This window comes from Winogradskyella sp., from assembly GCF_013213835.1.
GTDB lineage: Bacteria > Bacteroidota > Bacteroidia > Flavobacteriales > Flavobacteriaceae > Winogradskyella.
Genome location: NZ_JABSSU010000005.1, coordinates 282007 through 306957 on the forward strand (window position 1 = coordinate 282007; position 24951 = coordinate 306957).

The 24951-nt window shown below is 32.9% G+C and carries 27 protein-coding genes; 21 read left to right on the forward strand and 6 right to left on the reverse strand.

Annotated features, from left to right (window positions below):
* Positions 1-38 precede the first annotated feature (38 nt).
* The 13 genes from HRU50_RS09705 to HRU50_RS09765 all read left to right on the forward strand — a co-directional run bounded on the left by HRU50_RS09705 (position 39) and on the right by HRU50_RS09765 (position 11220).
* Positions 39-497 carry an OsmC family protein gene (locus HRU50_RS09705; protein ID WP_296350657.1) on the forward strand — a complete coding sequence of 153 codons (459 nt, stop codon included), beginning with the start codon at positions 39-41 and terminating at the stop codon, positions 495-497.
* A gap of 4 nt (positions 498-501) precedes the next feature.
* A complete protein-coding gene (locus tag HRU50_RS09710; RefSeq protein WP_296350661.1) occupies positions 502-1509 on the forward strand; it encodes an alpha/beta fold hydrolase in 1008 nt (335 codons plus the stop codon).
* 158 nt (positions 1510-1667) lie between these two features.
* The gene (locus HRU50_RS09715; protein WP_296350663.1) at positions 1668-2003 is read left to right on the forward strand and encodes an arsenosugar biosynthesis-associated peroxidase-like protein; all 336 of its coding nucleotides are present in this window, start codon (positions 1668-1670) and stop codon (positions 2001-2003) included.
* Between the two features lie 11 nt (positions 2004-2014).
* Positions 2015-3079: an arsenosugar biosynthesis radical SAM (seleno)protein ArsS gene (arsS, locus tag HRU50_RS09720; RefSeq protein WP_296350666.1), complete on the forward strand. Its 1065-nt coding sequence runs from the start codon at positions 2015-2017 to the stop codon at positions 3077-3079.
* Between the two features lie 18 nt (positions 3080-3097).
* Positions 3098-3637, forward strand: a complete 540-nt coding sequence (locus HRU50_RS09725) for a rhodanese-like domain-containing protein (protein WP_296350668.1) — start codon at positions 3098-3100, stop codon at positions 3635-3637.
* Positions 3630-4259, forward strand: a complete 630-nt coding sequence (locus HRU50_RS09730) for a TIGR04282 family arsenosugar biosynthesis glycosyltransferase (RefSeq protein ID WP_296350670.1) — start codon at positions 3630-3632, stop codon at positions 4257-4259. The genes HRU50_RS09725 and HRU50_RS09730 overlap by 8 nt, the downstream gene beginning before the upstream one ends.
* A complete protein-coding gene (locus tag HRU50_RS09735) occupies positions 4252-5067 on the forward strand; it encodes a purine-nucleoside phosphorylase (RefSeq protein WP_296350672.1) in 816 nt (271 codons plus the stop codon). The genes HRU50_RS09730 and HRU50_RS09735 overlap by 8 nt, the downstream gene beginning before the upstream one ends.
* A gap of 90 nt (positions 5068-5157) precedes the next feature.
* Positions 5158-6126 carry an arsenosugar biosynthesis arsenite methyltransferase ArsM gene (gene arsM / locus HRU50_RS09740; protein WP_296350674.1) on the forward strand — a complete coding sequence of 323 codons (969 nt, stop codon included), beginning with the start codon at positions 5158-5160 and terminating at the stop codon, positions 6124-6126.
* 15 nt (positions 6127-6141) lie between these two features.
* Entirely contained in the window at positions 6142-6942 is an 801-nt protein-coding gene (locus tag HRU50_RS09745) for an FkbM family methyltransferase (RefSeq protein ID WP_296350676.1), read from the forward strand.
* A 9-nt stretch (positions 6943-6951) separates the two neighbouring features.
* On the forward strand, positions 6952-7833 hold the full coding sequence (locus HRU50_RS09750) for a sterol desaturase family protein (protein ID WP_296350678.1): 882 nt from the start codon (positions 6952-6954) through the stop codon (positions 7831-7833).
* A 25-nt stretch (positions 7834-7858) separates the two neighbouring features.
* Positions 7859-8758 carry a DUF547 domain-containing protein gene (locus HRU50_RS09755; protein ID WP_296350680.1) on the forward strand — a complete coding sequence of 300 codons (900 nt, stop codon included), beginning with the start codon at positions 7859-7861 and terminating at the stop codon, positions 8756-8758.
* A complete protein-coding gene (locus HRU50_RS09760) occupies positions 8751-9494 on the forward strand; it encodes a TIGR04283 family arsenosugar biosynthesis glycosyltransferase (protein ID WP_296350682.1) in 744 nt (247 codons plus the stop codon). Before HRU50_RS09755 ends, HRU50_RS09760 begins: the two co-directional genes overlap by 8 nt.
* 127 nt (positions 9495-9621) lie before the next feature.
* Complete coding sequence (locus tag HRU50_RS09765; protein ID WP_296350684.1) at positions 9622-11220, forward strand: carboxypeptidase-like regulatory domain-containing protein; 1599 nt, start codon at positions 9622-9624, stop codon at positions 11218-11220.
* Between the two features lie 31 nt (positions 11221-11251).
* Here the strand turns inward: HRU50_RS09765 and HRU50_RS09770 are convergent, their stop codons facing one another.
* The 3 genes from HRU50_RS09770 to HRU50_RS09780 form a co-directional block, all read right to left on the reverse strand.
* Positions 11252-11980 (reverse strand): metallophosphoesterase family protein, encoded by a 729-nt coding sequence (locus HRU50_RS09770; protein WP_296350688.1) that lies wholly within the window; start codon positions 11978-11980, stop codon positions 11252-11254.
* A gap of 72 nt (positions 11981-12052) precedes the next feature.
* Positions 12053-13330, reverse strand: a complete 1278-nt coding sequence (locus tag HRU50_RS09775) for a POTRA domain-containing protein (protein ID WP_296350691.1) — start codon at positions 13328-13330, stop codon at positions 12053-12055.
* 75 nt (positions 13331-13405) lie between these two features.
* Positions 13406-14419 (reverse strand): glycoside hydrolase, encoded by a 1014-nt coding sequence (locus tag HRU50_RS09780; protein ID WP_296350693.1) that lies wholly within the window; start codon positions 14417-14419, stop codon positions 13406-13408.
* Positions 14420-14591: 172 nt separating this feature from the next.
* Here HRU50_RS09780 and HRU50_RS09785 point away from each other — a divergent pair, with 172 nt between their 5' ends.
* The 5 genes from HRU50_RS09785 (at position 14592) to HRU50_RS09805 (ending at position 20217) form a co-directional block, all read left to right on the forward strand.
* Entirely contained in the window at positions 14592-15896 is a 1305-nt protein-coding gene (locus tag HRU50_RS09785; protein WP_296350695.1) for an FAD/NAD(P)-binding oxidoreductase, read from the forward strand.
* A gap of 2 nt (positions 15897-15898) precedes the next feature.
* Complete coding sequence (locus tag HRU50_RS09790; RefSeq protein ID WP_296350697.1) at positions 15899-17494, forward strand: 4Fe-4S dicluster domain-containing protein; 1596 nt, start codon at positions 15899-15901, stop codon at positions 17492-17494.
* On the forward strand, positions 17494-17964 hold the full coding sequence (locus HRU50_RS09795; protein WP_296350701.1) for a hypothetical protein: 471 nt from the start codon (positions 17494-17496) through the stop codon (positions 17962-17964). Before HRU50_RS09790 ends, HRU50_RS09795 begins: the two co-directional genes overlap by 1 nt.
* 73 nt (positions 17965-18037) lie before the next feature.
* Complete coding sequence (locus tag HRU50_RS09800; RefSeq protein ID WP_296350703.1) at positions 18038-18727, forward strand: glycosyltransferase family 2 protein; 690 nt, start codon at positions 18038-18040, stop codon at positions 18725-18727.
* Complete coding sequence (locus tag HRU50_RS09805; RefSeq protein ID WP_296350894.1) at positions 18727-20217, forward strand: cellulose synthase family protein; 1491 nt, start codon at positions 18727-18729, stop codon at positions 20215-20217. Before HRU50_RS09800 ends, HRU50_RS09805 begins: the two co-directional genes overlap by 1 nt.
* 7 nt (positions 20218-20224) lie before the next feature.
* Here the strand turns inward: HRU50_RS09805 and HRU50_RS09810 are convergent, their stop codons facing one another.
* Entirely contained in the window at positions 20225-20653 is a 429-nt protein-coding gene (locus HRU50_RS09810; protein WP_296350705.1) for an SRPBCC domain-containing protein, read from the reverse strand.
* A 323-nt stretch (positions 20654-20976) separates the two neighbouring features.
* Here HRU50_RS09810 and HRU50_RS09815 point away from each other — a divergent pair, with 323 nt between their 5' ends.
* Positions 20977-22122, forward strand: coding sequence for a mannosyltransferase (locus HRU50_RS09815; protein ID WP_366927372.1), 1146 nt, complete (start codon positions 20977-20979; stop codon positions 22120-22122).
* On the opposite strand, the gene HRU50_RS09820 is transcribed toward HRU50_RS09815, so the two are convergent.
* Entirely contained in the window at positions 22119-22415 is a 297-nt protein-coding gene (locus HRU50_RS09820; RefSeq protein WP_296350708.1) for a hypothetical protein, read from the reverse strand. The genes HRU50_RS09815 and HRU50_RS09820 overlap by 4 nt on opposite strands.
* Positions 22416-22614: 199 nt before the next feature.
* On the opposite strand from HRU50_RS09820, the gene HRU50_RS09825 reads away from it, so the two are divergent.
* Entirely contained in the window at positions 22615-23028 is a 414-nt protein-coding gene (locus HRU50_RS09825; protein ID WP_296350709.1) for a carboxypeptidase-like regulatory domain-containing protein, read from the forward strand.
* 83 nt (positions 23029-23111) lie between these two features.
* A complete protein-coding gene (locus HRU50_RS09830; RefSeq protein ID WP_296350710.1) occupies positions 23112-24134 on the forward strand; it encodes a transglutaminase domain-containing protein in 1023 nt (340 codons plus the stop codon).
* Here the strand turns inward: HRU50_RS09830 and HRU50_RS09835 are convergent.
* Positions 24131-24937 carry a pseudouridine synthase gene (locus HRU50_RS09835; RefSeq protein ID WP_296350711.1) on the reverse strand — a complete coding sequence of 269 codons (807 nt, stop codon included), beginning with the start codon at positions 24935-24937 and terminating at the stop codon, positions 24131-24133. The genes HRU50_RS09830 and HRU50_RS09835 overlap by 4 nt on opposite strands.
* Positions 24938-24951: the final 14 nt, after the last annotated feature.

The following is a 24951-nucleotide window of genomic DNA, read 5'->3' on the forward strand; positions in this document are numbered from 1 at the left end:
TCTGCTTCTACTAATCAATTAAAAAAACAGAAAGAAAAATGAGTAATCTAACATTTAGTGTTACAGGTGAGAGCTCATCTGCAACCAAATTTATAGGACATACAAGACAATTTAAAGTCATCATTGACGAACCTGAAACCTTAGGAGGAACTGACGATTTCCCGAATCCAGTTGAATATATTCTTGCTGGATTTGCGGGCTGCATTAATGTGGTTGGTCATGTTGTAGCCAAAGAATTAGGTTTTGTAATAAACAGTCTAAAAATTGAAGTTCATGGAGAATTAAATCCAGAACGTTTTCTCGGACATTCTTATAAAGAACGTGCCGGTTTTAAAAGCATAAAGTTGCATTTAATCCCAGATACTGAAGCTAGCATAGAAACCTTGACCAAGTGGTTACAAATTGTTGAAGAACGTTGCCCAGTAAAGGATAATCTTCAAAACAATACACCAATTTCAATAGCAGTTGAAAAGGAGTACCATGTATCTAAAAATTGAGAAAATGAGTCATCTAAAATATATCATTATTCCAAATTACAAGACACAAAACGGTAAGACAATAGATATTTCATTGTCTTACCAAGTCTTTGGTGTTGCACTTGGTGAAGCACCTATTATACTTGTTAATCATGCACTTACTGGTAATTCTAACGTAACTGGTGAAAACGGATGGTGGAATGATTTAATTGGTGATAAAAAATGTATTGACACAAACGATTACACCATATTGGCATTTAATATTCCTGGAAATGGCTATGATAATGTAAGCCAAAACTTAATTGAAAATTATAAGGATTTTACAGCAAGAGATATCGCCAATATTTTTGCCCAAGGTCTTAAGCTAATACATATAGATAAGCTATTTGCGGTAATTGGAGGATCAGTTGGTGGTGGCATTGCATGGGAACTCGCGGCATTACAACCAAACTTAATTGAGCATTTGATCCCTATTGCTACAGATTGGAAATCTACTGATTGGTTGATTGCAAATTGCCACATTCAAGATGCCATTTTAAATAACTCTAGTAGACCATTAGCAGATGCAAGAATGCACGCCATGACGTTGTACAGAACACCAGAATCTCTAAGCGATAAATTTGGTAGAACTAAAAGAAATGCTGAGTTATTCAATATAGAATCATGGCTGAACCATCATGGTAAAACACTTAATAATAGATTTAGTGTTTCAGCTTATAAAACGATGAATCAGATATTAAGAACTATTGATATTACAGAAAATAGAGGCGATTTTTTAGAAGTAGCCTCAAAAATTTCAAGCTCAATTCATATCATAACCATAAACTCGGATTTATTCTTTAAACCCGAAGAAAACTGGAATACTTATGTTGAACTAAAAGGTGCTAAAGACAATGTTAGCATTCATGAAATTAAATCTATTCATGGTCATGATGCTTTTTTAATTGAATATGACCAATTATCAAGGTTTTTAAAACCAATCTTTAAAACTCAGGTCAGCGCGATACATAATTTTTCTAAACACGTTGCCTAATTTCTAACTAACTCTAGATGAAAACCCGATTTAAATAAATCGGGTTTTTTTAGCACTATTATTCAAATAAAATTAATTTCAACTTTTCTGTAATCTTTAAGAATGAGCTTCGACAAAAAGTGGTATATTCAGTTTTTATATCTAACAACAACTACTAAATGTCTAAAACATATTACGACCCAGCAGATTTAAGAAAATTCGGAAAAATCACAGAATGGGATGAAGAACTTGGCAACAAGTTTTTTGATTATTACGGTAAAGTATTTGAAGAAGGCGCGCTAACAGCTCGCGAAAAATCGCTCATTGCTTTAGCAGTAGCACATACAGAACAATGTCCGTATTGTATAGATGCCTATACAAAAGATTCCTTACAACGAGGCGTTACCAAAGAAGAAATGATGGAAGCCATACATGTAGGTGCAGCCATAAAAGGTGGTGCAACCTTAGTACATGGTGTGCAAATGATGAATAAAGTCAACAAACTCGACGGATAATCTAGCCTCAAATGACAAAATTAAAAACACAATCGCTTAAGAAACGTGCAAGCGAATTAGCAAACACCAATAGGCAATTAGAAATTTTATCTAATGGCATTTTTAAAAATGGTGAACTACCAACATTTAAAGATAAGATTGCTGAAACCAATCAGTTTCCTCTTAGAGCAAAAAAGTTAGAAATTCTTCAAATCAATGTCGGCTACATGTGTAACCAAGTATGTGAACATTGCCATGTGGATGCTGGTCCAGACCGACAAGAAATAATGACTAAGGAAACTATGCAACAATGTTTAGACGTTATTAAAAAAACAGGAGCACATACTTTAGATTTAACCGGTGGTGCACCAGAAATGAATCCAAATTTTAGATGGTTTGTTGAAGAAGCTTCTAAAGCTGGCATTAAAGATTTTATTGTTCGTTCTAACTTAACCATTATCAGAGCGAATAGAAAATATTACGATTTGCCTGAGTTTTTCAAAAAACACAATGTACATGTCGTAAGTTCTATGCCGCATTGGACACGTGGAAAAACAGACAAACAACGAGGTGATAGTGTATTTGATAAATCTATAAAAGCCTTGCAAGAACTCAATGTGGTTGGTTATGGCATGCCTGATAGCAGTTTAAGACTAGATTTAGTTTACAATCCTTCAGGTGCATTTTTACCTAGTGATCAATCTTCAATGGAAAAGGATTTTAAAAAGGCATTGATGGAAGATTTTGGTATTCAATTTCATAATTTATTTGCTATCACAAACCTTCCTATTTCTCGCTTCTTGGATTATTTAATTGCCTCTGAAAACTACGAAGACTACATGTATCAATTGGTTGAAGCGTACAATCCCACAGCAGTTGCCAATGTAATGTGCACCAATACACTTTCGGTAAGTTGGGATGGCTATTTATACGATTGCGATTTTAATCAAATGCTGGCATTACCAGTAAATAGTAAGGTAAAGCATATTTCGGAATATAATGAAGAATTGTTAGAAGGCAGAAATATTGTAATTTCTCAACATTGTTATGGCTGTACAGCTGGCGCAGGTAGCAGTTGCCAAGGCACAGTAGCTTAAACAGATCTCAGTCTCAGTATGCAGTATACAGTTAACAATTTTGAATTATCAATTAGGATGACACTAAAAAATCTTATGGTGCTTTTCTGTCTTTGTCTTTCCTTAATTTTAAATGCTCAAGAATCACTTTCAGAAGTATTAGATGAATACAACAACGGCAGTATTCCATATATTACGGTTGATGAATTAGCAACATCTAAAACTGAAACCGTTCTTCTAGATGCAAGAGAAATTAAGGAATACCGAACAAGCCATCTTGAAAACGCGATCAATGTCGGCTACGATGAATTTAATATTCAAACCGTTTTAAAAAACATTAAAGATAAAACTACAAGGGTTGTTGTCTATTGTTCTATTGGTGTGCGTTCAGAAGATATTGCAGAAAAACTAAAAGAAGAAGGCTACACAAATGTCTACAATTTATATGGCGGTATATTCGAATGGAAAAACAATGATTATATAGTCTATGACCATGATAATGAACCAACTGAAAACGTCCATACGTATTCAAAAAAATGGAGCAAATGGCTCTTAAAAGGCAATAAAATATATGACTGATACACTCGTAATTGTATTTGTAAAAAATATAAAACTCGGCACTGTAAAAACGAGGCTCGCGAAAACCATTGGCGATTATGGTGCTTTTGAAGTTTATACCGAATTAGTAAAAATCACCCAAAAGGCTACTGCGAAACTAAATACAGACAAACGCATTTATTTTTCTAATGCTATTGTTGATGACCAATGGAATAACGAATTTAAAGCTATACAACAAGGCGCAGATTTAGGTGAACGTATGCTCAATGCTTTTAAAGATGGTTTTAGCGCTGGCTACAAAAAGATAGTTTTAATAGGTTCTGATTTACCAGATATTAATGAAGAAGATATATTAAAAGGGTTCAATGCTTTAGATGAGAATCAAGTGGTTTTTGGACCTGCTGAAGATGGCGGCTATTATTTGGTTGGTATGTCAAAATTAGAACCAACAGTATTTACCAACAAACCTTGGAGTCAACCAGAACTACTTAAAGTAACGTTACAAGAGTTACATAACCTTAATATAAAAGTAGGTACTTTAGATGTCTTAAATGATATTGACACTTATGAAGATTTAATAGCTTCAAACTTTTATAAAAACAACATTAAATTACAAGAAAAAATACAACAACTGAATGATTAAACAAATCGTAGAAAGTACTGAATATTTACAAAGCAAAGGATTTGATAATCCAGAAATTGGCATCATACTAGGAACAGGATTAGGACAACTTATCAATGAAATAGAAATTATTGCAGAGGCAAGTTATAATCACATCCCAAACTTTCCGACAGCGACTGTTGAATTTCATAAGGGAAAACTAATTTATGGCATACTTAGTGGTAAAAAAGTTGTCGTAATGCAGGGACGATTTCATGTATATGAAGGATACACACTTCAAGACGTTACATTCCCTGTGCGTATTATGGAAAAACTTGGCATAAAAACCTTATTGGTTTCAAATGCTGCTGGAGCCATTAATTTGGACTTTAAAAAAGGTGAATTAATGCTTATTGAAGACCATATTAATTTGCAAGGAAGCTCGCCTTTAGCGTTCAAAGGTGTAGAACATTTAGGTGAACGTTTTGTAGACATGAGTGAGCCATATAGCGCAGAAATAAATACTCAATTTGAAACCATTGCGAAAGCAAACAACATAAAATTACATAAAGGTGTTTACGCAAGTGTTGTCGGACCTCAACTTGAAACTAAAGCAGAATACCGCATGCTAAAAATCTTAGGTTCTGATGCTGTAGGTATGAGCACAGTGCCAGAAATTATTGTAGCCAATCATTTAGGTTTAAAAGTGGCTGCTGTGTCAGTTTTAACAGATGAATGCGACCCAGATAATCTAGCAACTGTAGACATTGCAGAAATTATTGCGATGGCTGCCAAAGCAGAACCAAATATGATTAACCTATTTAAAGAATTGATTAATAGTTTAGATTAACAAGTTTTCGGCAAACAGTTACAGCTCACAGTTTTTAAGGAACTGAACTAACACTGAATACTGAATACTGAATACTGATAACTAAAAAATATGAGTTACCTAGAAACCACAAAAGACGTATATAAAGAAGCAGCCTTAACACCAGATGTTGGGCTATGTTGTACTACTAATCCAATTTGGGAATTACCAGGATTAAAAATCCCAAGAATTATGCAAGAGATGAATTACGGATGCGGTAGTACAGTACATGCCAGAGATCTAACCAATAATCCAAAAATGCTCTATGTTGGTGTTGGTGGCGGCATGGAACTGCTGCAATTTTCGTATTTCAACCGTCAAAAAGGTGGCGTTATTGGCGTTGATGTGGTAGATGAAATGTTAGAAGCTTCACGCAAGAATTTTACAGAAGCCGAAGCACAAAACGACTGGTTTAAAAGTGAATTTGTTGACCTTAGAAAAGGGGACGCTTTAAACCTTCCTGTTGAAGATAATAGTATCGATGTAGCAGCTCAAAATTGCTTGTTCAACATTTTTAAAGAAGAAGATTTAAAAAAGGCAATTACCGAAATGTATCGCGTTCTTAAACCTCATGGTCGTTTGGTAATGAGCGACCCAACATGCGAGCAAGACATGAACGATAATTTAAGAAATGATGAACGACTCAGAGCATTATGTCTTAGTGGAAGTTTACCAATAAAAGATTACGTAAAAATGCTGACCGACGCAGGGTTCGGCACTATAGAAATTAGAGCACGTAAACCATATCGAATTCTAGATCCTAAAAACTATGACACGGATGAATTAATTTATATAGAATCTATTGAAGTAGCCGCAATAAAAGACCCAATGCCTGCAGATGGCCCATGTATATTTACTGGTAAAGCTGCCATTTATTTTGGTGATGAAGATTACTTTGATGATAAAGCCGGACATGTTTTATTAAAAAACCAACCTTTAGCGATTTGTGATAAAACTGCAGGTGCATTAGCAAGTTTGGGTAGAGAAGATATATATATTAGCGAATCTACATTTCATTATGATGGTGGTGGATGCTGTTAATCCCTAAAAATAATTATGCTTAAAGGTCTACTCAAAACAATAATTCTAAAATTACCTTTTGGAAGACCTATTGCAGATGCTATTAAAAGGCAATTGCCGAGTTATAAGACATCTATTCCATATTGGATTAAAAAGTACATCCACAATGCTGAAGTTAATGTGGTTCAGATTGGGGCATTTGATGGTGCTACTGAAGACCATTTATTTGACCTAATTCGGAGAAATAATAAATGGAATGTTCTTTTTGTAGAACCTGTACCGGAAAGTTTCAAAGCATTAAAACAGAATTATGGTAATGCATCAAGATTCAGTTTTGAAAATGCCGGAATTAATAAAACTGGTGAATCTCAACCCTTTTATAAAATAAGTGATAAAGCTTTTTTAGATATCGACGATTTATCAATAAGCTATAGGCAAATTAGCTCTTTTTCTTTAGCACATGTAAAAGCACTATCTAAAGATGTAATTCCAGAAAATTATATACATAGTATAGATATAAACTGTTTATCACTAAATGACTTATTTAAAAAACATAAAATAGACGCATTAGACCTATTTGTTATTGATGCCGAAGGCTACGATTGGGAAATTGTTTCTCAGTTAGACCTCAATTTATATCAACCTAAAGTCATTATTTTTGAAGCTGTAAATCTAAATCAAGATGAACTTTCTGAAGCTAAAAACAATTTAGGTAAACTGTACTTCATATTTAAAATGGGTATTAATTATGTGTGTTTCAGAAAAGACATCGTTAAGCAAAATGACTATAATCACCTTAACAAATTGAAAGCAATAAGCTTTAATAACGACCATTAGCAATAAGAAATGGACAAGTATATAGATATCATAGAAAAATCATATTTAGGGTATTGGAATTACCTTAAGCATGAACTTGTTGACGTTAGTCATTGGGATAATTATTTTTACGGTTTAATTGCAATTTCCATAATAGTTTGGTTGCTTGAAATGGCATTTCCATGGCGTAAAAATCAAGCGATTTTCAGAAAAGACTTTTGGTTAGATACATTCTACATGTTTTTCAATTTCTTCTTATTGAATTTGATTGTATTAATTGCATTATCAAACACAGCAGCTCAGTTTTTTAATGATATTCTAGGTGTCTTAGGTCTTTCAATTTCAAGTTTTCAATGGTTTGATGTAGACCAACTTCCAACCGTTTTAGGATTGCTTGTATTCTTTCTAGTATCAGATTTTGTACAATGGAACACACATCGCTTATTGCATCGTGTCCCTTTTTTATGGAACTTCCATAAAGTACATCATTCAGTAAAACAAATGGGATTTGCCGCACATTTACGTTACCATTGGATGGAACCTATAGTTTATAAATCCTTACTCTATATTCCTATTGCAATTATTGGTGGATTTGATGCTCAAGATGTTGCAATAGTGCACTTTTTCGCTTTAACGGTCGGTCATTTAAACCATGCCAATTTAGGTTGGGATTACGGCATTCTAAAGTACATTTTTAACAATCCTAAAATGCACATTTGGCATCATGCAAAAGCATTACCAGATAGTGCAAGGTTTGGGATTAATTTTGGTATTTCTTTGAGTCTTTGGGACTACATTTTTAAAACCGACTATGTACCAAGTAATGGTAGAGATATTGAACTTGGATTTAAAGGTGACGAGGATTTTCCACAAGATTTTATTAGTCAAGAATTGTATCCATTAAAAAAGTAAGAATACAACTGCATCTCAAATCGTAATGAAACATTTAGGTACCATACTAATTCTGACTTTTTTGATAGTTTCTTGTTCAAGCTCAAAGAAGGTTTTAGAAGATGCTTCCTTACCACAATCCAACCCAATCTCTGAACCGACTGTATCAGAAGAAAAGGTACTAACCGACAGTAGTCAACAAACAACTGTTATGCAAAATCAAAAAGAGTTAGAGTCTTTTACTGATGGATATATCACTGATGACAGCATCTCTGTTTCAATTGAAATTGTAAAACCGATTCAATTATTTGACCATTCAACCTTCAACATTCTTTTGAGCAAACATGTTTCAATAAACGGAAATGTTGATTATGAAGCTATTAAAAGTGATTGGAAAGCACTTAAAGATTATATTACTCAATTAAGTAACAATTTGCCTAATAATACTTGGACTAAAGAAGAGAAATTGGTGTATTGGATCAATACTTACAATGCGCTTACTATAGATTTAATATTACGCCATTACCCATTAAAAAGCATTAAAGACATCAAAGACCCTTGGAAACAACGTTATTGGAAACTTGGTAATAAATGGTATAATTTAGATGAAATTGAACATCAAATTCTGAGAAAAATGGATGAACCTCGTATTCACTTTGCTATCGTTTGCGCCTCTTTTTCTTGCCCAAAATTACTTAATGAGGCGTACATTGCTTCAAAACTAGAAACTCAACTTACTGAAGCCACAAAAGGATTCCTCTCTGACGGTGATAGAAACATTATATCAGAAAAAAGGATTCAATTGTCTAAGATTTTTAAGTGGTTTGCTAAAGATTTTAAACAAGATGGTTCACTTATCGATTTTTTAAATCAGTATTCCGAAGTAGAGATTTCAGCTTCTGCTAAAAAGAGCTATTTAGATTATAATTGGTATTTGAATGAATAAGATTTCTATTGTCATTCCTGTGCTCAATGAAGAAGCTACTATTGTCAAGTTATTAAAACACCTCATTGACAATTCATCTTCAGATAATATTGCCGAGATTATGGTGGTTGATGGCGGCAGCACTGATAAAACAATTGAAATTGTATCTTCTTTTGTGACTTCGAGTGAGTTCTCGATAAAATCACGCTTTAGCGTGACCACTCGAACTGACATTAAGGTACTACATTCAAAAAAAGGTAGAGCTAAACAAATGAATACTGGTGCTGAAGTTGCAACTGGTAACATCTTATACTTTTTACATGCAGATGCTTTTCCACCAAAAGACTTTGACCAACTTATTCTTAATGAAGTAGCAAAAGAAAATCTTGCAGGTTGTTTTAGAATGCAGTTTGACAGTAATCATTGGTGGTTGCGTTTAGCAAGTTGGTTTACGCAATTCTCGTGGCGACCTTGTCGTGGTGGCGACCAAAGTCAGTTTATAACCAAAGATTTGTTTGAAGCTATTGGTGGTTATGATGAAGATTACATCATTTATGAAGATAATATTTTAATTAATGAACTCTACAAACGGAAGCAGTTTGTAGTCATCAACAAAAAGATAAAGACCTCAGCACGCCTTTATAAAAAACTTGGTGTTTGGAAATTGCAATATCATTTTCTTCGCATCTACATTATGCGTTGGTTTGGCGCTTCTGCAGATGACATTTACTCTTACTTCAAAAAACATATTCCCTAGTATTATTTTTAAATCTGTATGGTGAGTATTTTGATATTGTGGCTCAATTAAGTTTAATATAAAATTAACGAATTTCAATAAAGATATACGTATACTTTTGTATGTTAATTTTTAAGGTTTAGACTTAATGAGAACACTAAGTTTCTTTATTTTATTTACAGCTTTTGTATTTCAACTTACCTATTCGCAAACTTCCGAGCAGCTATTAGCCAAGGTAATTGACATTGAAACATCCTATCCTGTTTCGTTTGCCACAATAAGAATTAAGGATTCAAATAAAGGCGTGATTGCTGATTATAATGGTGAGTTTAGACTTCCGATAGGATATAGAAATAAAATAATAATTGTAACTGCCATTGGGTTTGAAACTCGAGAAATCAATATTAAAGAACTAAAACTAGGTGAATTAAATATTATTAAAATAAACGCACAAATTGAAGCTTTAGATCCGGTATTTATTAGTGCTAGCACAAAAAAAGTTGACACGAAAAAACTAATTAAAAAAAGTAGAAAACTATCGGCAAAAGATATTGTTATAAAAGCCATAGCCGAGATTACAAATAATCTAAGCAATCAACCTCATTCCTATATTGGTTATTATAGAGATTACCAACTGGTACATAATAAATTTCACAACCTAAATGAAGGTATAATTGAAACCTTTGACCAAGGCATTAACACAAACTTCTTAACCAATAATTCTAACCAGACTGCAGTTTATAGTTACAATCAAAATAAGAATTTCTCTATAGATTCAACACTTTCTAGTGCTTATGACGGCACAACCAAGTATATTAAATATTCTGAAATTTTACCACGCGGTGGAAATGAGCACACTTTATTAAATATTCATAACCCAATTAGAAACTATAACATAAACACATTTTCTTATGTTTATAATCTGGAAAAAGATTTCCCAGCACTTCACAAATTCTCTAAGGGTAAAATTATTTTTTTAAACAATGAACCCATAATTATTATAAACATTAAAAAAATTAAACCACGTGATAATATTGCTTATGGGTTGCGAACTGGCCGTTTAGAAAATAACGAATATGTAAATGGTTCATTATACATATCACTTGTTGATTATTCTATTCATAGATTTAATTATCAAGTTCAACCACCTCAATCAAAAGAAGCCTTATTTAATGTTAGCCTCGAATACGCCAAATACAACAACAAAATGTATCTAAATTACATCACTTTTAATAATTCTTTTGAGATTGCTGAAGATTTTGTTCTTAGAGAAGAGCTCATTGAATATGACCCAAAACAAAAGGCTTTTATTGTAACATTTAACAATAAAGAAGAGCATCTTGATTTTAGTACCATATCTAGAAGAAACTTTAGTTTTAAAATAGGTAAAAAAAGATTAAAGTCTTTAAAAACTAAAAAAGTCAGCGATAGAAAGGTTAAGGTTAGCGTAGAAAATTTTGATAAATCCCCAATTGTTTTTAACGAAGATGATAAACGTGATTTATCCTATAAAATCACAAGAATTCGTGATTTATCTGGAAGAAAAATATATCAAAGAAGAACTCTAAAAGGGAATCAATTTAGAGAGTTCTTTGTTCAGGAAGTTAATGAGAACAAACATATAACTGACGGTTTAGTAGTAATGGATAAAAACCTACCAATGATTGAGTCTACAATTAATGATTTCCCAGAGAAGAACCAATACTGGCTAAACTCGCCTTTGATGGATAAAAAATATAGAGATTAAAAAGTGATTCTGTTTTACTTAGAAATCAATCTTATTTATTCCTACCCTTTTCATTAGGATATAAATCTGGTAGTATATCACTTTGAAAGATGTCCTTTGTAACAACATCTACAGCAGATAATCTTCCTGTAAAGGCAGCACCCGTATCAATATTCCAAACGTTAGCAGCATTCATAGGATGCATTACAAAGTAGTTAATTGTTGGTGTATGGCCTATAAAAATTTCACTGTAATGCTTTAATCTACTTGGGTAAAATTTAGACATCTTTTTCATTTGCTTATCCATAGTCAATGCCATTTCCCAAAGTGTTCTATCAAAATAAAAGCTTTGAATGTTATGCTCTTTTTCTACACCATGCATTGAGGTAAAACCTGCATGAACAAAGAGTCTGTTTTCTGTATCTATATGATACATTGGCATGGCTTCAAAAAAGTTGAGATGCGCCTTCTTCTCTTCTTCAGTAAAACCACTATAACTTTTAATAGTTTCTTTTCCACCATGTTGATACCAAATGTCATTAATATGATCTTCGGCTAGCCAAGTTTCTGCCCAAGCATCATGGTTTCCTTTTATAAAAACACAATCATTAGTTTTTGACAGCTCTATTAAATATTGAATAACCTGAGCAGATTCGCTCCAACCATCTACATAATCTCCTAAGAAGACAAGCTTGTCTTCTGCCACTACTTTAGCACTCTCCAAAACTTGTATAAGTGCTTTTAATCCACCATGAATGTCACCAATTACTAACGTTCGCATACTTTAAAAATATAATGCAGTAAACATACTGAAATAGGGATAAAATGCTTTTTATAAACTGTTATTAGAAGGTTAAAAGTATTGTCCTATTCCAAAGACAATACCATTATTTGCTTTTTCACCAAAGCCTAAGCCGTAGTCTATTCTAAAAACAGCATTGAATATGCGCTTGTGAATAAATCTTAGACCCAAGCCAGAATACAAACTTGCACTATTACCTTCAATTAAATCTGATAATTCACCACCAGGTTCTTGCCAAGTTCCCGCATCTATGAAAGCGTTTCCTTGCAAGGCAAACCAACCTTTCTCAAACAAAGTATGTCTATATTCTGTATTTAATACAATAGATGCTGTACCTCTATCAACCACATTTCCAACACCTCTAATATTTAATTGATTATCTAATGCAAATGCTGCAAATGGTGAATTGGTATTTGTTGCATAACCTAATCGTAATCTGTTAGCCCAATTTCCGTTAGATCCAATTCTTTTAAAGTATTCAAAATCGTTTCTACCAACAAAGAAGTTTTTCAAAAAATCTGTATCACCGCTAGCACCAACTGTTGTATTGAAGGTGAATAAACTTCTAAAACCTTCAACATACTGAAACTCATTAGTGATATTATTGTACTCGTAATCTCCAACTACAGATACACGGTTTAACTCTAATTGCTCAGGTATTGAAGTCGGCAAACTACCATCTAAATAAACATAATCTAAGTTTGCTATGTTAAGTCCAAACTCAAAACGGTTATTAAAATTGTGTTCATAAAACACTCTAAATTCAAAAGCACTGTTACTAGATTTAAAGTTGATGTCGTCGTTATTTTCAAGAAAAATTGGCTCTTGAAATACATTATTTTGATAATTAAAACCTAATCCCCATTTACGCGTAATCAAATTCGGTGCTTCCCAAAATAATCCATAAGAATCAAATACATTTCTACTATAAAAACCACCAACAATCTGATTTTGTCCAAACATATTAAAGTCAAAAACTGAAAGTCTATAAGCTAAATCCTCATTGACATCTTGTGATACATTTAATCCAGGAATAATCGCAAAGTTCTCTACAACTGTATAAGTCACTTTATAATTACCATCATCTAGCTTTTCTATATTGGATGATGCACTTGCCACTGAAGGTAATAATCTAAATCTCCTTTCGTCTGAAGCTACTCTTATAGTATCAATAGTACTGCCTTCTTTCACAAAGGCTAGACGCTTAAGAAATTTTGTTCGTGTTCTTTTATTGCCTTCAATCTCAACTTCAGTTACTGTCTCTGCTTCAATAGAAATTATACTAAACCTAAGCAAAACAGTAAGTACTATAATGATTCTATTCATCATAATTTTGGTTTATCAACTTTACTTTAAATCTTTTAAGCTTTGTCGCAAACCACTTTAATACTTACATGGTATATATCAATTAGATTGATAATAAGAAGATATTACAGTCTCGGCAGGCTTGTTTTGTGGGGTAAATCGGTTGTTGTTTTCTCCACCTGCTTTGTCATGAAAGTGAAACCATTTCCATACAAATCCACCAGCGAACCATTCTTCATTCCAAAATGTTTCAAATAAGGCTTTGGTGGTATTAACTTGGGCCTCCATATTTACATCGTTCTCCGTACGATCTACAGTCCAAGGTGCCTTGCCTGAATAATCCACACTCCTATATCCGAATTCAGTGAATAAAACAGGTTTATCATAGGTTTCATTGAAACTTTTTATTGTAGTTTTATGCTTCTCCCAACCTTTTAAACACTCTTCAACAGTTGGTGTTTTCTCATTACTTACAGGAAAATAGGCATCAATTCCTATGTAATCTAACAGATTCCAAAAAGGTGTTTTGCTAAACTCATTCCAATTAGCAGCATAGGTCAATTTACCCTTGTATATTTTTCTAACCTCAGAAATGAGATGCTTCCAATAGTCTGGTCGATTAGTCACAAAACTTTCAAGTTCGGTACCAATGCAAAATATGTCGGCATTTGCTTCCTCAGCAACTTTTGCAAAATCTAAAATAAAGTTGGAGTAGGTTTCTTCTAAAATTTTCCAATCCGCTTCATTGATCATTTTAATTTTTCCTGTAAAGACACCATCGTTCACCCAAATTTGAGGTTTCAGCATTACTTTAATACCGCTTTTATTGAGGACTTTAATATAGTGCTTTGCACCTTCTTTAGTTTCGCCAAACCATTGCCAGCTTTTACTGTATCCGATATTAGGATTGTCTATTGAAGACGTAAAACCAAAGGGCATAATTGCAGCATAATTGGCATGAAGCTTAACCACAGGCTTTACATGAGTACTATCTATTGCGACTCTAGAAGCCACAAAACTCACACCATTAATTTTTTGAACATCATGTGTTACTGCACAAGAAATTAAAAATATGACAAGTGTAAATGATAGAATGTATTTGAAAATCTTCATAAAATAAAAATGACGTTACAATTAAGTCTTTTCTAAACCACCATTCTCTTAATCCAATGTTAAAACTAAAAACCTTACAATTAATAGCTAATTTAAAACACATCTAAATTAGGACTTAAAATTAAGTTCTTAACTTTAAGAACGACAGACGTCACACTAACAATCAAGATTTATGGAACATATTGTTATTATTGGTAATGGTATTTCTGGTGTTACTCTAGCCAGACATATTAGAAAACTTTCAGACAAAAAAATAACTATCATCTCTGCCGAAACAGAATACTTTTTTTCTCGAACTGCATTAATGTATGTCTACATGGGACATATGAAATTTGAGCACACACAACCATACGAGAATTGGTTTTGGCAAAAGAATCGTATCAATCTTAAAAAAGGCTATGTGAAGCATGTTGAAACAAAATCTAAAACACTTCAATTTGCTGATGGTGACATCTTACAGTATGACAAACTTGTTATTGCAACTGGAAGTAAACCCAATAAATTTGGTTGGCCAGGACAAGATTTAGATGGCGTGATGGGTATGTATCACAAACAAGATCTTGAAAATCTTGAAAAACACGCGCCTAACAATAAAGTTTGCGAACGTGCTGTAATCGTTGGCGGAGGATTGATAGGTATTGAACTCGCAGAAATGTTGAACAGCAGAAGTATACCTGTGACATTTTTGGTTAGAGAATCTTCATTTTGGAATGGTGTTTTACCTGAAGGTGAAAGCGAAATGATTAATAGACATATTAGGAATCATCACATTGATCTTAGATTATCGACTAATTTAAAAGAAATAAAATCTGACGAAAACGGTAAGGTAAAGTCGGTAATAATTGAAGAAACTGGTGAAGAAATCGCTTGTAATGTCGTTGGTCTTACTGCTGGTGTTTCACCAAATATCGATTTTCTGAAAGATTCTGATATCGAAACTGGTCGTGGTGTAAAAGTGAATCGTTTTCTAGAAACAAATATTCCTGATGTTTACGCTATTGGTGATTGTGCCGAACAACATGAAGCTATTGGAAACCGAAGACCCATTGAAGCGGTTTGGTACACAGGAAGAATGATGGGAGAAACACTAGCGCAAACCATTTGTGGTAATCGCTTAAAATATAATCCTGGTCATTGGTTTAACTCTGCTAAGTTCATGGATATTGAATATCAAACTTATGGTTGGGTCTTTGGTAGCAAAGGCAGACCAGATAATGAAGTTCATTTTCATTGGAAACACGATGATGACACAAAGTGTATTACTGTTGCCTTTGACAAAAACACAAATACCTTTTTAGGTATCAACACTTTTGGAATACGGATGCGACATGAAGTTTTTGATAAATGGTTGACCGAAAAACGCGATGTAGATTATGTTATGAAACATCTTTCTATTGCCAATTTTGACCCTGAATTTTATTCTAGATATGAATCTGAAATTTTAAGAGCTTACACTAACCAATTACAAACTGTATAACCATGAGTAACAAATTAAATCATAGTATGTCTTTAGCAAAACCTGATGCTTTAGATATTACTAACAAACAGAAAATTGCATTGGCATTAGGTATTATAGGTTTATTTATCCTTGCATTAGCATTATTCAATACAAATTTTCCAAATAAAGGTATATTCTTATCGTTGTCATTAGGTTTGATAAGTGTTGGAACGATTTTCTATTCTAGAGAAGCCTATTTAAACAAACTTGAAGGTATAAAAAATGATGGTCAATGGTTTAAGTCTGTATCTTCACGTGGGGTTTGGGGATGGACTCTTGGTGTGGTGTTGACAACCTTCTACATTGTCCTTTATTTTTATCCAAAATACTTGGGGCTTGGCTCTGCAAAAGACTTATCTGACAATTCTGGCTTAATAAGTTTATTTGACCCTTTAAGTCAACTTCTTAGTGGCAGGAATGCGAGTCAGTGGTTTGTTTACGGGACCTTATACACCATAGCAATATTGGCCTTTGGCTATAAGTTTATTCTAAAATATAGACATAATCGCTACCAACAAATAAGAACAATTTCTGTAATGTTCTTTCAATTAGGTTTTGCCTTTTTAATTCCAGAGTTTATGTACGTCATGAATAATGACTTACCATATTATGATCTTAAGAGTGTTTGGCCACTTAATTACTACATTTTTGATGAATGGTCTGTAAAAGGATTTCTTTCCAACGGAAATATAGGTTTAGCCCTTATCGTTTTCGGTATTCTTTCCATATTCGTTATTACACCAATCCTAACCTACAAATTCGGTAAAAGATGGTACTGTTCATGGGTATGTGGCTGCGGAGGATTGGCAGAAACTGCAGGTGATTCATTTAGACATCTATCTTCTAAAAAAAGGTCTGCTTGGCGAATTGAACGTTGGCTTATCCATACCGTTTTAGTGTTTTCCGTAGTGATGACTACAGCCATGGTATACACTTATTTAGGCTATAAGAGTAATGATTTTTGGCTAACAAGGGGTGTTTTCATTTCACTAGTTATTGCTTTTCTAACTATAATCTTTGTAGGCGTTATGTATTTTAAGAGACAAGAACTTGGAAAAGATGCCAAATACGGAGCAATGGGATTCTTCGTTACAATAGCCTTGTTATTGATTATGCATTTCACTGGCACGACAGAACAATTATTTTTTGTTAAAGCAAGTTCATTGAGATCTACCTATGGCATATACATTGGCTCAATATTTTCTGGCGTAATTGGTACAGGTTTCTATCCTATTCTTGGAAGTAGAGCATGGTGTCGTTTTGGTTGCCCAATGGCTGCTATATTAGGTTTTCAGCAACGTTTGTTTTCAAAATTCAGAATTACAACTAATGGCGGACAATGTATTTCTTGTGGAAATTGTTCTAATAGTTGCGAAATGGGAATTGATGTCAGACATTATGCTCAAAAAGGTGAAAATATTGTACGCTCAAGCTGTGTAGGATGTGGTATTTGTTCAGCAGTTTGTCCAAGAGGAGTGTTAAAATTAGAGAATGATAGTATGAAAGGAAGAATTAATCCGACAGAGGTATTGTTAGGTAACGATGTTGACTTAATGAAACTTCTAAATAATAAATAATGAGAACTATCTTTTTACTTTTTCTTTTTAGCCAATTAGGAATTGCCCAAAAACATTATCAGAAAAATTATTTTGACAATGGACAATTAGAATCTGCAGGTTGGATGGAAAATGGTCAGAAGAGTAAATTCTGGTACTACTATCATAAAAATGGAAACTTAAAAGCAAAAGGCCATTATAAGGTTAATAAAAAAACAAAGTTTTGGGCTTTTTATAATGAAAGTGGCCAATTAGAAAGTGAAGGTCATTTTAATAGAGGTAAGAGAATAAATTGGTGGGTTTATTATGATAATAAAGGAAGAGTCACTCACAAATGCCAAGTACATAACAACAAAAAAAATGGGTATTGCCTTATGTATACCAATGGAAAATTATCTTCTGCAGTAAAATATAAATTTGATAAGAAGATTAAAGAGTGGACAGATTTAAGATCATTCAAAAAAGAAAACCGCTTAAGTGATTTACGATAATCAATTATCACTTTTTCATAAGTTATTAAGGATAAAAAATTACGTTATTTTTGCCCATCTATTCTAATAAAATATGCCGGTAATTAAAGTCGTCATTCCTGCCTATAATGAGGAAGATTCCATTGCTAAGGTCATAAATGACATTCCCAAATCTGTTGATGAAGTTATTGTAATAAGCAACAATTCTACTGACAACACAGAATTGAACGCTAAAAATGCGGGCGCAACAGTTCTGAGAGAATTAAAAAAAGGTTATGGTAATGCCTGCCTTAAAGGCATGGATTATATTTATCAACAAAAAAACAAACCTGATATCATTGTTTTTTTAGATGGTGATTATAGTGATTATCCTGAAGAATTGACTAAAATCATCCAGCCAATATTAGAAGAAAATATTGATTTTGTTGTTGGAGCAAGAACTAAAGAATTGCGCGAAGATGGTTCTATGACTACTCCTCAGATATTTGGTAATTGGTTAGCAACCAGCTTAATGAAGCTGTTTTTTAAATCTACTTTTACAGACTTAGGACCATTTAGAGCTATTAAATATGACAAGTTGTTGGCACTTAATATGGAAGACAAAACCTATGGCTGGACAGTAGAGATGCAACTTAAAGTTTTAAAGAAAAAGATGACCTACAAAGAAATACCTGTTAATTACCGAAACAGAATAGGCGTCTCAAAAGTTTCAGGAACCATAAAAGGTGCTATATTTGCAGGCGTAAAAATCTTATCTTGGATTTTCAAATACAGTATTAAGTGATTTATTTACATTATTTAATAATCATTATTTACACAATTGCCATTGTACTTATCTTTATGTACGCCTTGGCCCAGCTAAATTTGTTATACAATTATCTTTCGTCAAAAAAGAAAAGAGAGCAATGTGAAACTTTTGATCTCTCTAAACCTAATGAAGTTCCTTATGTAACTATTCAGCTTCCTGTTTTTAATGAAATGTATGTAATGGAGCGCTTACTAGACAATATTGCATTGCTAGATTATCCGAAAGACAAATTAGAGATTCAGGTTTTAGATGATTCAACTGATGAAACCGTGACAACTACTAAGGCACATGTAGAGCGCTTAGCAGAAACAGGATTAGATATAAAACATATTACCAGAACCAATCGTGTTGGATTTAAAGCTGGTGCTTTAAAAGAAGGATTGGAAATAGCGAAAGGTGACTTTATTGCCATTTTTGATGCCGACTTTTTACCACAACCAAATTGGCTAAAGCGGACCGTACCATACTTTAAGAATGATAAAATTGGTGTCGTACAAACACGTTGGGGCCACATCAATAGAAACTATTCACTCTTAACAAGAATACAAGCCTTTGCTCTTGATGCACATTTCACTTTAGAACAAGTTGGACGTAACTCCAAAGGTCATTTTATCAACTTTAATGGAACAGCGGGTATATGGCGAAAAGATTGCATTATTGATGCTGGTAATTGGGAAGGCGACACACTAACAGAAGATTTAGACTTAAGTTATAGAGCCCAGTTAAAAAACTGGGAATTCAAATATCTTGAAGATGTTGAGACACCAGCTGAATTACCAATAGTAATTAGTGCAGCACGTTCGCAACAATTTAGATGGAACAAAGGTGGCGCAGAGAACTTTAGAAAAATGCTTTGGCGTGTGATTAAATCAAAGAATATTTCAGCAAAGACTAAAGTTCATGGATTGCTACATTTATTAAATAGCTCAATGTTTTTAAGCATTTTTGTAGTAGCTATTTTAAGTATTCCTATGCTTTATATAAAGAATGAATATGCCCACTTGAGAGACTACTTTTATGTTATGAGTTTCTTTGTAATGAGTACTATAATCTTCTTTGTATGCTATTGGTTTATGTATCGTAATACATACGGTAGTGGATTTAAAAAGTTCTTTGGATATGTTGGCATGTTCTTTACATTCTTCTCTATTGCTATGGGATTCTCATTGCACAATTCTATCGCAGTAATAGAAGGTCATGCTGGTAAAAAGAGTGAATTTGTAAGAACACCAAAATTTAATATTCGCAGATTTAAAGACAACTGGAAAAACAACAAATATCTTAGAAAAAACCTTTCTAAAAATGTTGTATTAGAAGGTCTATTAATGTCTTATTTTGGTTTTGGAATGTATAGCGCCTTTATTGTTGGCGACCAAGGTGGCGACTTCGGACTATTTCCTTTCCATTTAATGTTGTTTATTGGTTTTGGTTACGTATTCTTTAAGTCTATTGCTTCTAAAGTATAATAAGCGCTTATTCCCTTTCTTCAAACGGAACTACAATTCCATTTTCAAGATAATCTCGTAATCCTTTTAACAGCATTGCCCAACAAAAGGATGAATATTTATAATGCTCATTGCATTCTGGCCAATCCTTGTGAAAAAACTTCATGTATGTATTACCATTCTTATCTTCTAAATCAAAACCAAAAGTTGTAGGATTCCAATCACCATCTGACTTTATCATTTTATAATGAATATGATCAGAAGTTTTACAACTTTTAACCTCAGCATACCAATCATACTCATCAGTAAAATTAAAGTTATAGGTTGAACCAACTTCAGGAATACCAGAACACTTTAAAGGCCACCATTTCTCTAGTTGTGATGGTTGAGAAATTGCTTCGAAAACTGATTTCTTTCCTGCCTTAATAAAGAAGCTAAAATATATGGAATGACCCATGTTATTAAATTTTATGATTTATTAAAGTTATAAATCTTTTTATTTTCCGACTATACAAGAGCAGTAATTAATTCTATATTTGATTCATGCTAGGACTAGCCAATATTTTTAAATACAAGAAAACAGCCTTAACCTACATTATTATAAGTTGTTTCCTGTATTTATGGTTTGCATATGGTATTGAACGAACCGACTTAACAAAGTTATTACTTATATATGTTTTGCTCTTTGTTTGTGCCTATCAGATTATAAAAACATCTGGGTTTTATTTTCGGGTTTTAGTCATATCATCCATTGTTTTTAGGTTGTTATTTCTGTTTGTAATGCCTAATCTATCTCAAGATTTCTTTAGATTTATTTGGGATGGACGAATGATTCTTGAAGGTTTCAATCCATATTTATATACACCAGATTCTTTTATTCAAAATGGTAACTTACCAATTTCACAAGCTCAAGAATTGTATGATGGTATGGGCGCCTTAAGTTCATCTCATTTTACTAATTATCCACCAATTAATCAATTGTGTTTTGTTTTAGGTAACCTATTTCCTGGTAACGGAATTTTGAGTTCTGTAATAGGCATGCGACTCATTATTATTTCTGCAGACATTGGCACGTTATATTTTGGAAAAAAGCTATTAGAACGTTTAAAACTACCTTCAAACAGAATCTTTTGGTATATGCTTAATCCATTTATAATTATTGAGCTTACAGGCAATCTTCATTTTGAAGGTGTTATGATTTTCTTTCTTGTATGGGCACTGTATTTATTGCACAATAATAAATGGAAATGGGCTGCAGTGGTATTTGCTTTTTCAATTTCAGTAAAACTTATTCCACTCATGTTTTTGCCTTTGTTTTTTTGGTGGTTTATGAAAATCAAACGTGAAGGTAGTATGGAAGTTTCTACAACTGCAGGAATCATAAAACTCATTACTTTTTATGTTATAATTGGCTTAGTCATTCTGGTTTTATTTCTACCATTCTTCTCTATGGAATTTATAAACAACTACTCTAAAACTGTTGGTCTTTGGTTTGGTGATTTTGAATTTAATGCCAGTATTTACTACATCGCGAGAGCAATTGGTTATTCAATTAGCGGCTATAATGAAATAGCAACAATAACAAGAATATTTCCAATAGTTTCTCTACTTATTATCATTAGTTTTTCATTTTTCAAGACAAATAATTCAATACCTAAACTTACCACATCTATGCTCTTAGCGTTTACATGTTATTTATTTTTAAGCACAACAGTGCATCCTTGGTACATTTCTACTTTGGTTATTTTGTGTGTTTTTAGCAGGTATAAATTTCCTTTGGTATGGTCAATAGTAATTGTACTCAGTTATTTGGCATATGCGAATGCCGCAAATACTGAGAACCTATTTGTCATTGGTTTAGAATATCTAATTGTATTTTTTGTATTTGTATGGGAAGTAATTTTAAAAAAAACAATTAAACTCTAATCTTCAAGCTTTTCTGGCGGTTGTACCGCTTCTGGGTCGTTGCCATCAAAATCTTCATAATTATCTTCATCATAATTTGCCATTGTTACTGCTAGAGTAGAACTTACCTTAACCAAATACTTGGTATCTTTAGTCACCACTTCCACAGCTTCAATCTTTTCGTTCTTATGATTCGTAAATGAAATAACATGACCATCATCGTATCCATAAGGATATTTTTCGACCAATAATGCCAAAATATCTGGTGTTAATTTCTTAAAATCAACAATGACCCTTTTAAGATTATCTTTCATTTTTTTGTGGTTGATTTGTTACTAAGATACGAAGGAATCTATTAGAAATATTAATTGTATATAAAGTTAGTGTTATGATACTTGTATTAATAACTCATCCAAAAGATGGGTTTACTTTGCAAATGCTACAGTTAACTAATGCCTATTTTATATCTTTATAGAACTGATTTAATTTTACCTCTAACAAAATTCAGGTATTATGAAACTAAAACTCAAACTTTTAAGGATAGACACAATCCTGCCAATTAAATTATTTGGTATGGTGATGTTATTATTCATGACTACAGCTACAGTTAGTGCACAAAAAACGAGCACAAATGAGCGAACGATTACAGGTATCATTATTGCAGAAGGTAAACCTGTTGCTGAAGCCAACATCACACTTCAAGGTACCAAAACTGGTGTAATGACTGGTGAAGACGGCACGTTCACATTTCCTAAAAAACTAAAAGCAGGTGATATTTTAGTATTTAGCTACTTAGGTTATGAAACTCAAAAAGTAACAATTATGTCTGATACTAGTTATATAAAACTAGAATTCACCGTAGACATGATTGAAATGATTGGTGCTTTAGATGACAACACACCTTACAAATCAAAACGAAAGAATTAATATACAACACTAGTAATTTTTCATTTTTAAAGCATAATCGATTAGCTATTATATTGATTATGCTTTTTTCAGATTAAAAGTCAATGCTTTACAAATTTATCCTTACTTTTTTTCTTTTTGTATTCCTTTTAAGGATTAATGCTCAAGCAAACGACTTTAATACTATAAACTTTAAAAAGGCTGATAGTATTGCCAAGGTGTATAGAGGTGAAACACTTCATAATTTACCTCAACTTTCATATAATCTCACCTACTCATTAAAAACAGAAGCAGAACAATTTAGAGCTATTTATAAATGGGTATGTGAGAATATTGCTAACGATTACAATCTTTACAAAAAGAACGATTACAAACGTCAACGCTTTAAAAATAACAGTGTAAAATTTAAAGCATGGAATAATGAATTTAGAAGGCAACTATTTCATAAACTATTGAAGAAAAAACGCACCATTTGTACAGGTTATGCGTATTTGGTAAGAGAACTTTCTAGACTGGCCGATATAGAATGTGAAATTGTACAAGGCTTTGGAAGAGTAAGTACAACTGATCTTGACAAACTAGATATCCCGAACCATTCTTGGAATGCAGTAAAGCTGAATAACAAATGGTATTTGTGCGACCCTACTTGGGCAAGTGGCATTCCAAATCCAAAATCTAATAGGTTTGAATTTAAATACAATGATGGTTTCTTTTTAGCAAGACCAGAACTTTTTGCAATTAATCATTTCCCTGTTGACTCAAAATGGTGGCTTTTAGATAAGGATATACCAACTTTTGAAGCCTTTTTGGCATCACCGGTACTTTATGGTAATGCATACAAGAATTTAAATACCATTATCACCTCTAAAGTAATTCACCATGATATAAAAAAAGGTGATTCTATTTCTTTTGAATTTGAACTGAAAAACATTGTCAGAAAAGAAGCTATAAAACTATTGATTGATAGTGGAAACAATGCTTGGGAACGTAAACCAACTTCAGTTACGAGCGTGAATAACAAATTCACCATTAAACAACGTTTTGTGAAAACAGGTTTCTACGATGTTCATATTTACATAGGTGATGATTTAATTGCTACTTATACCGTTAAAGTTAAAAAGACTTAAAGCATCTTCAAGGTATTGATTTCTTGTGTAGTCAAATGCTTCCAATGACCTCGTGGAATATCTTTTTTGGTTAAGTGACCAATGGCTACACAATCTATTTTCACTAGGTCGTATTTAAGTGTTTCGAAAATGGTTCTTAAAATAGAATTTCCTGTGTTCTTAATTTTTATTCCAATTTTGTTTTTAGATTCTCCTTCAACATAGCTTACTTCTTCAACAGTAATTGTTCTTCCGTCTACATTAAACCCTTCTTGAATCTTCTTTAAATCTTCAAATTTTAGGTTTCTATCTAATTCAACCTGAAACAACCTTGCGACACCATTCTTAGAATTGGTGAATTTCTGTACTACTTTTTCGTCATTGGTAAATAACAATAAGCCTAAAGAGTTTCTACCCAAACGCCCAATCGGTCTGATATTAGCAGAAGTCGCATTAGCAACCAAATCCATAACCGTTCTACCTTTGCCTTCTGCTGTGGTTGTTGCAAAACCTTTTGGCTTATTTAATAAGACATAAACTTTTGGCTCCGGACTAATTCTTTGGCCATCAAACTTTACCTCATCACCCGGCTTCACTTTATAGCCCATTTCATTTACAACCTTACCATTTACAGTCACTAAACCAATAGCAATATTCTCATCTGCTTCTCTACGAGAACAAATACCAGAATTTGAGATATACTTGTTTAAACGAATATCGTCGGATTTTGCACCCTGCTTCTTAGGTTGTGACTTCTTTTTATATGGCGCATTTCCTTTTCCTGAAAATTGTTTTTTACCTCTACCAGCTTGATTTCTGCTCATGTTGTAATTTTTTG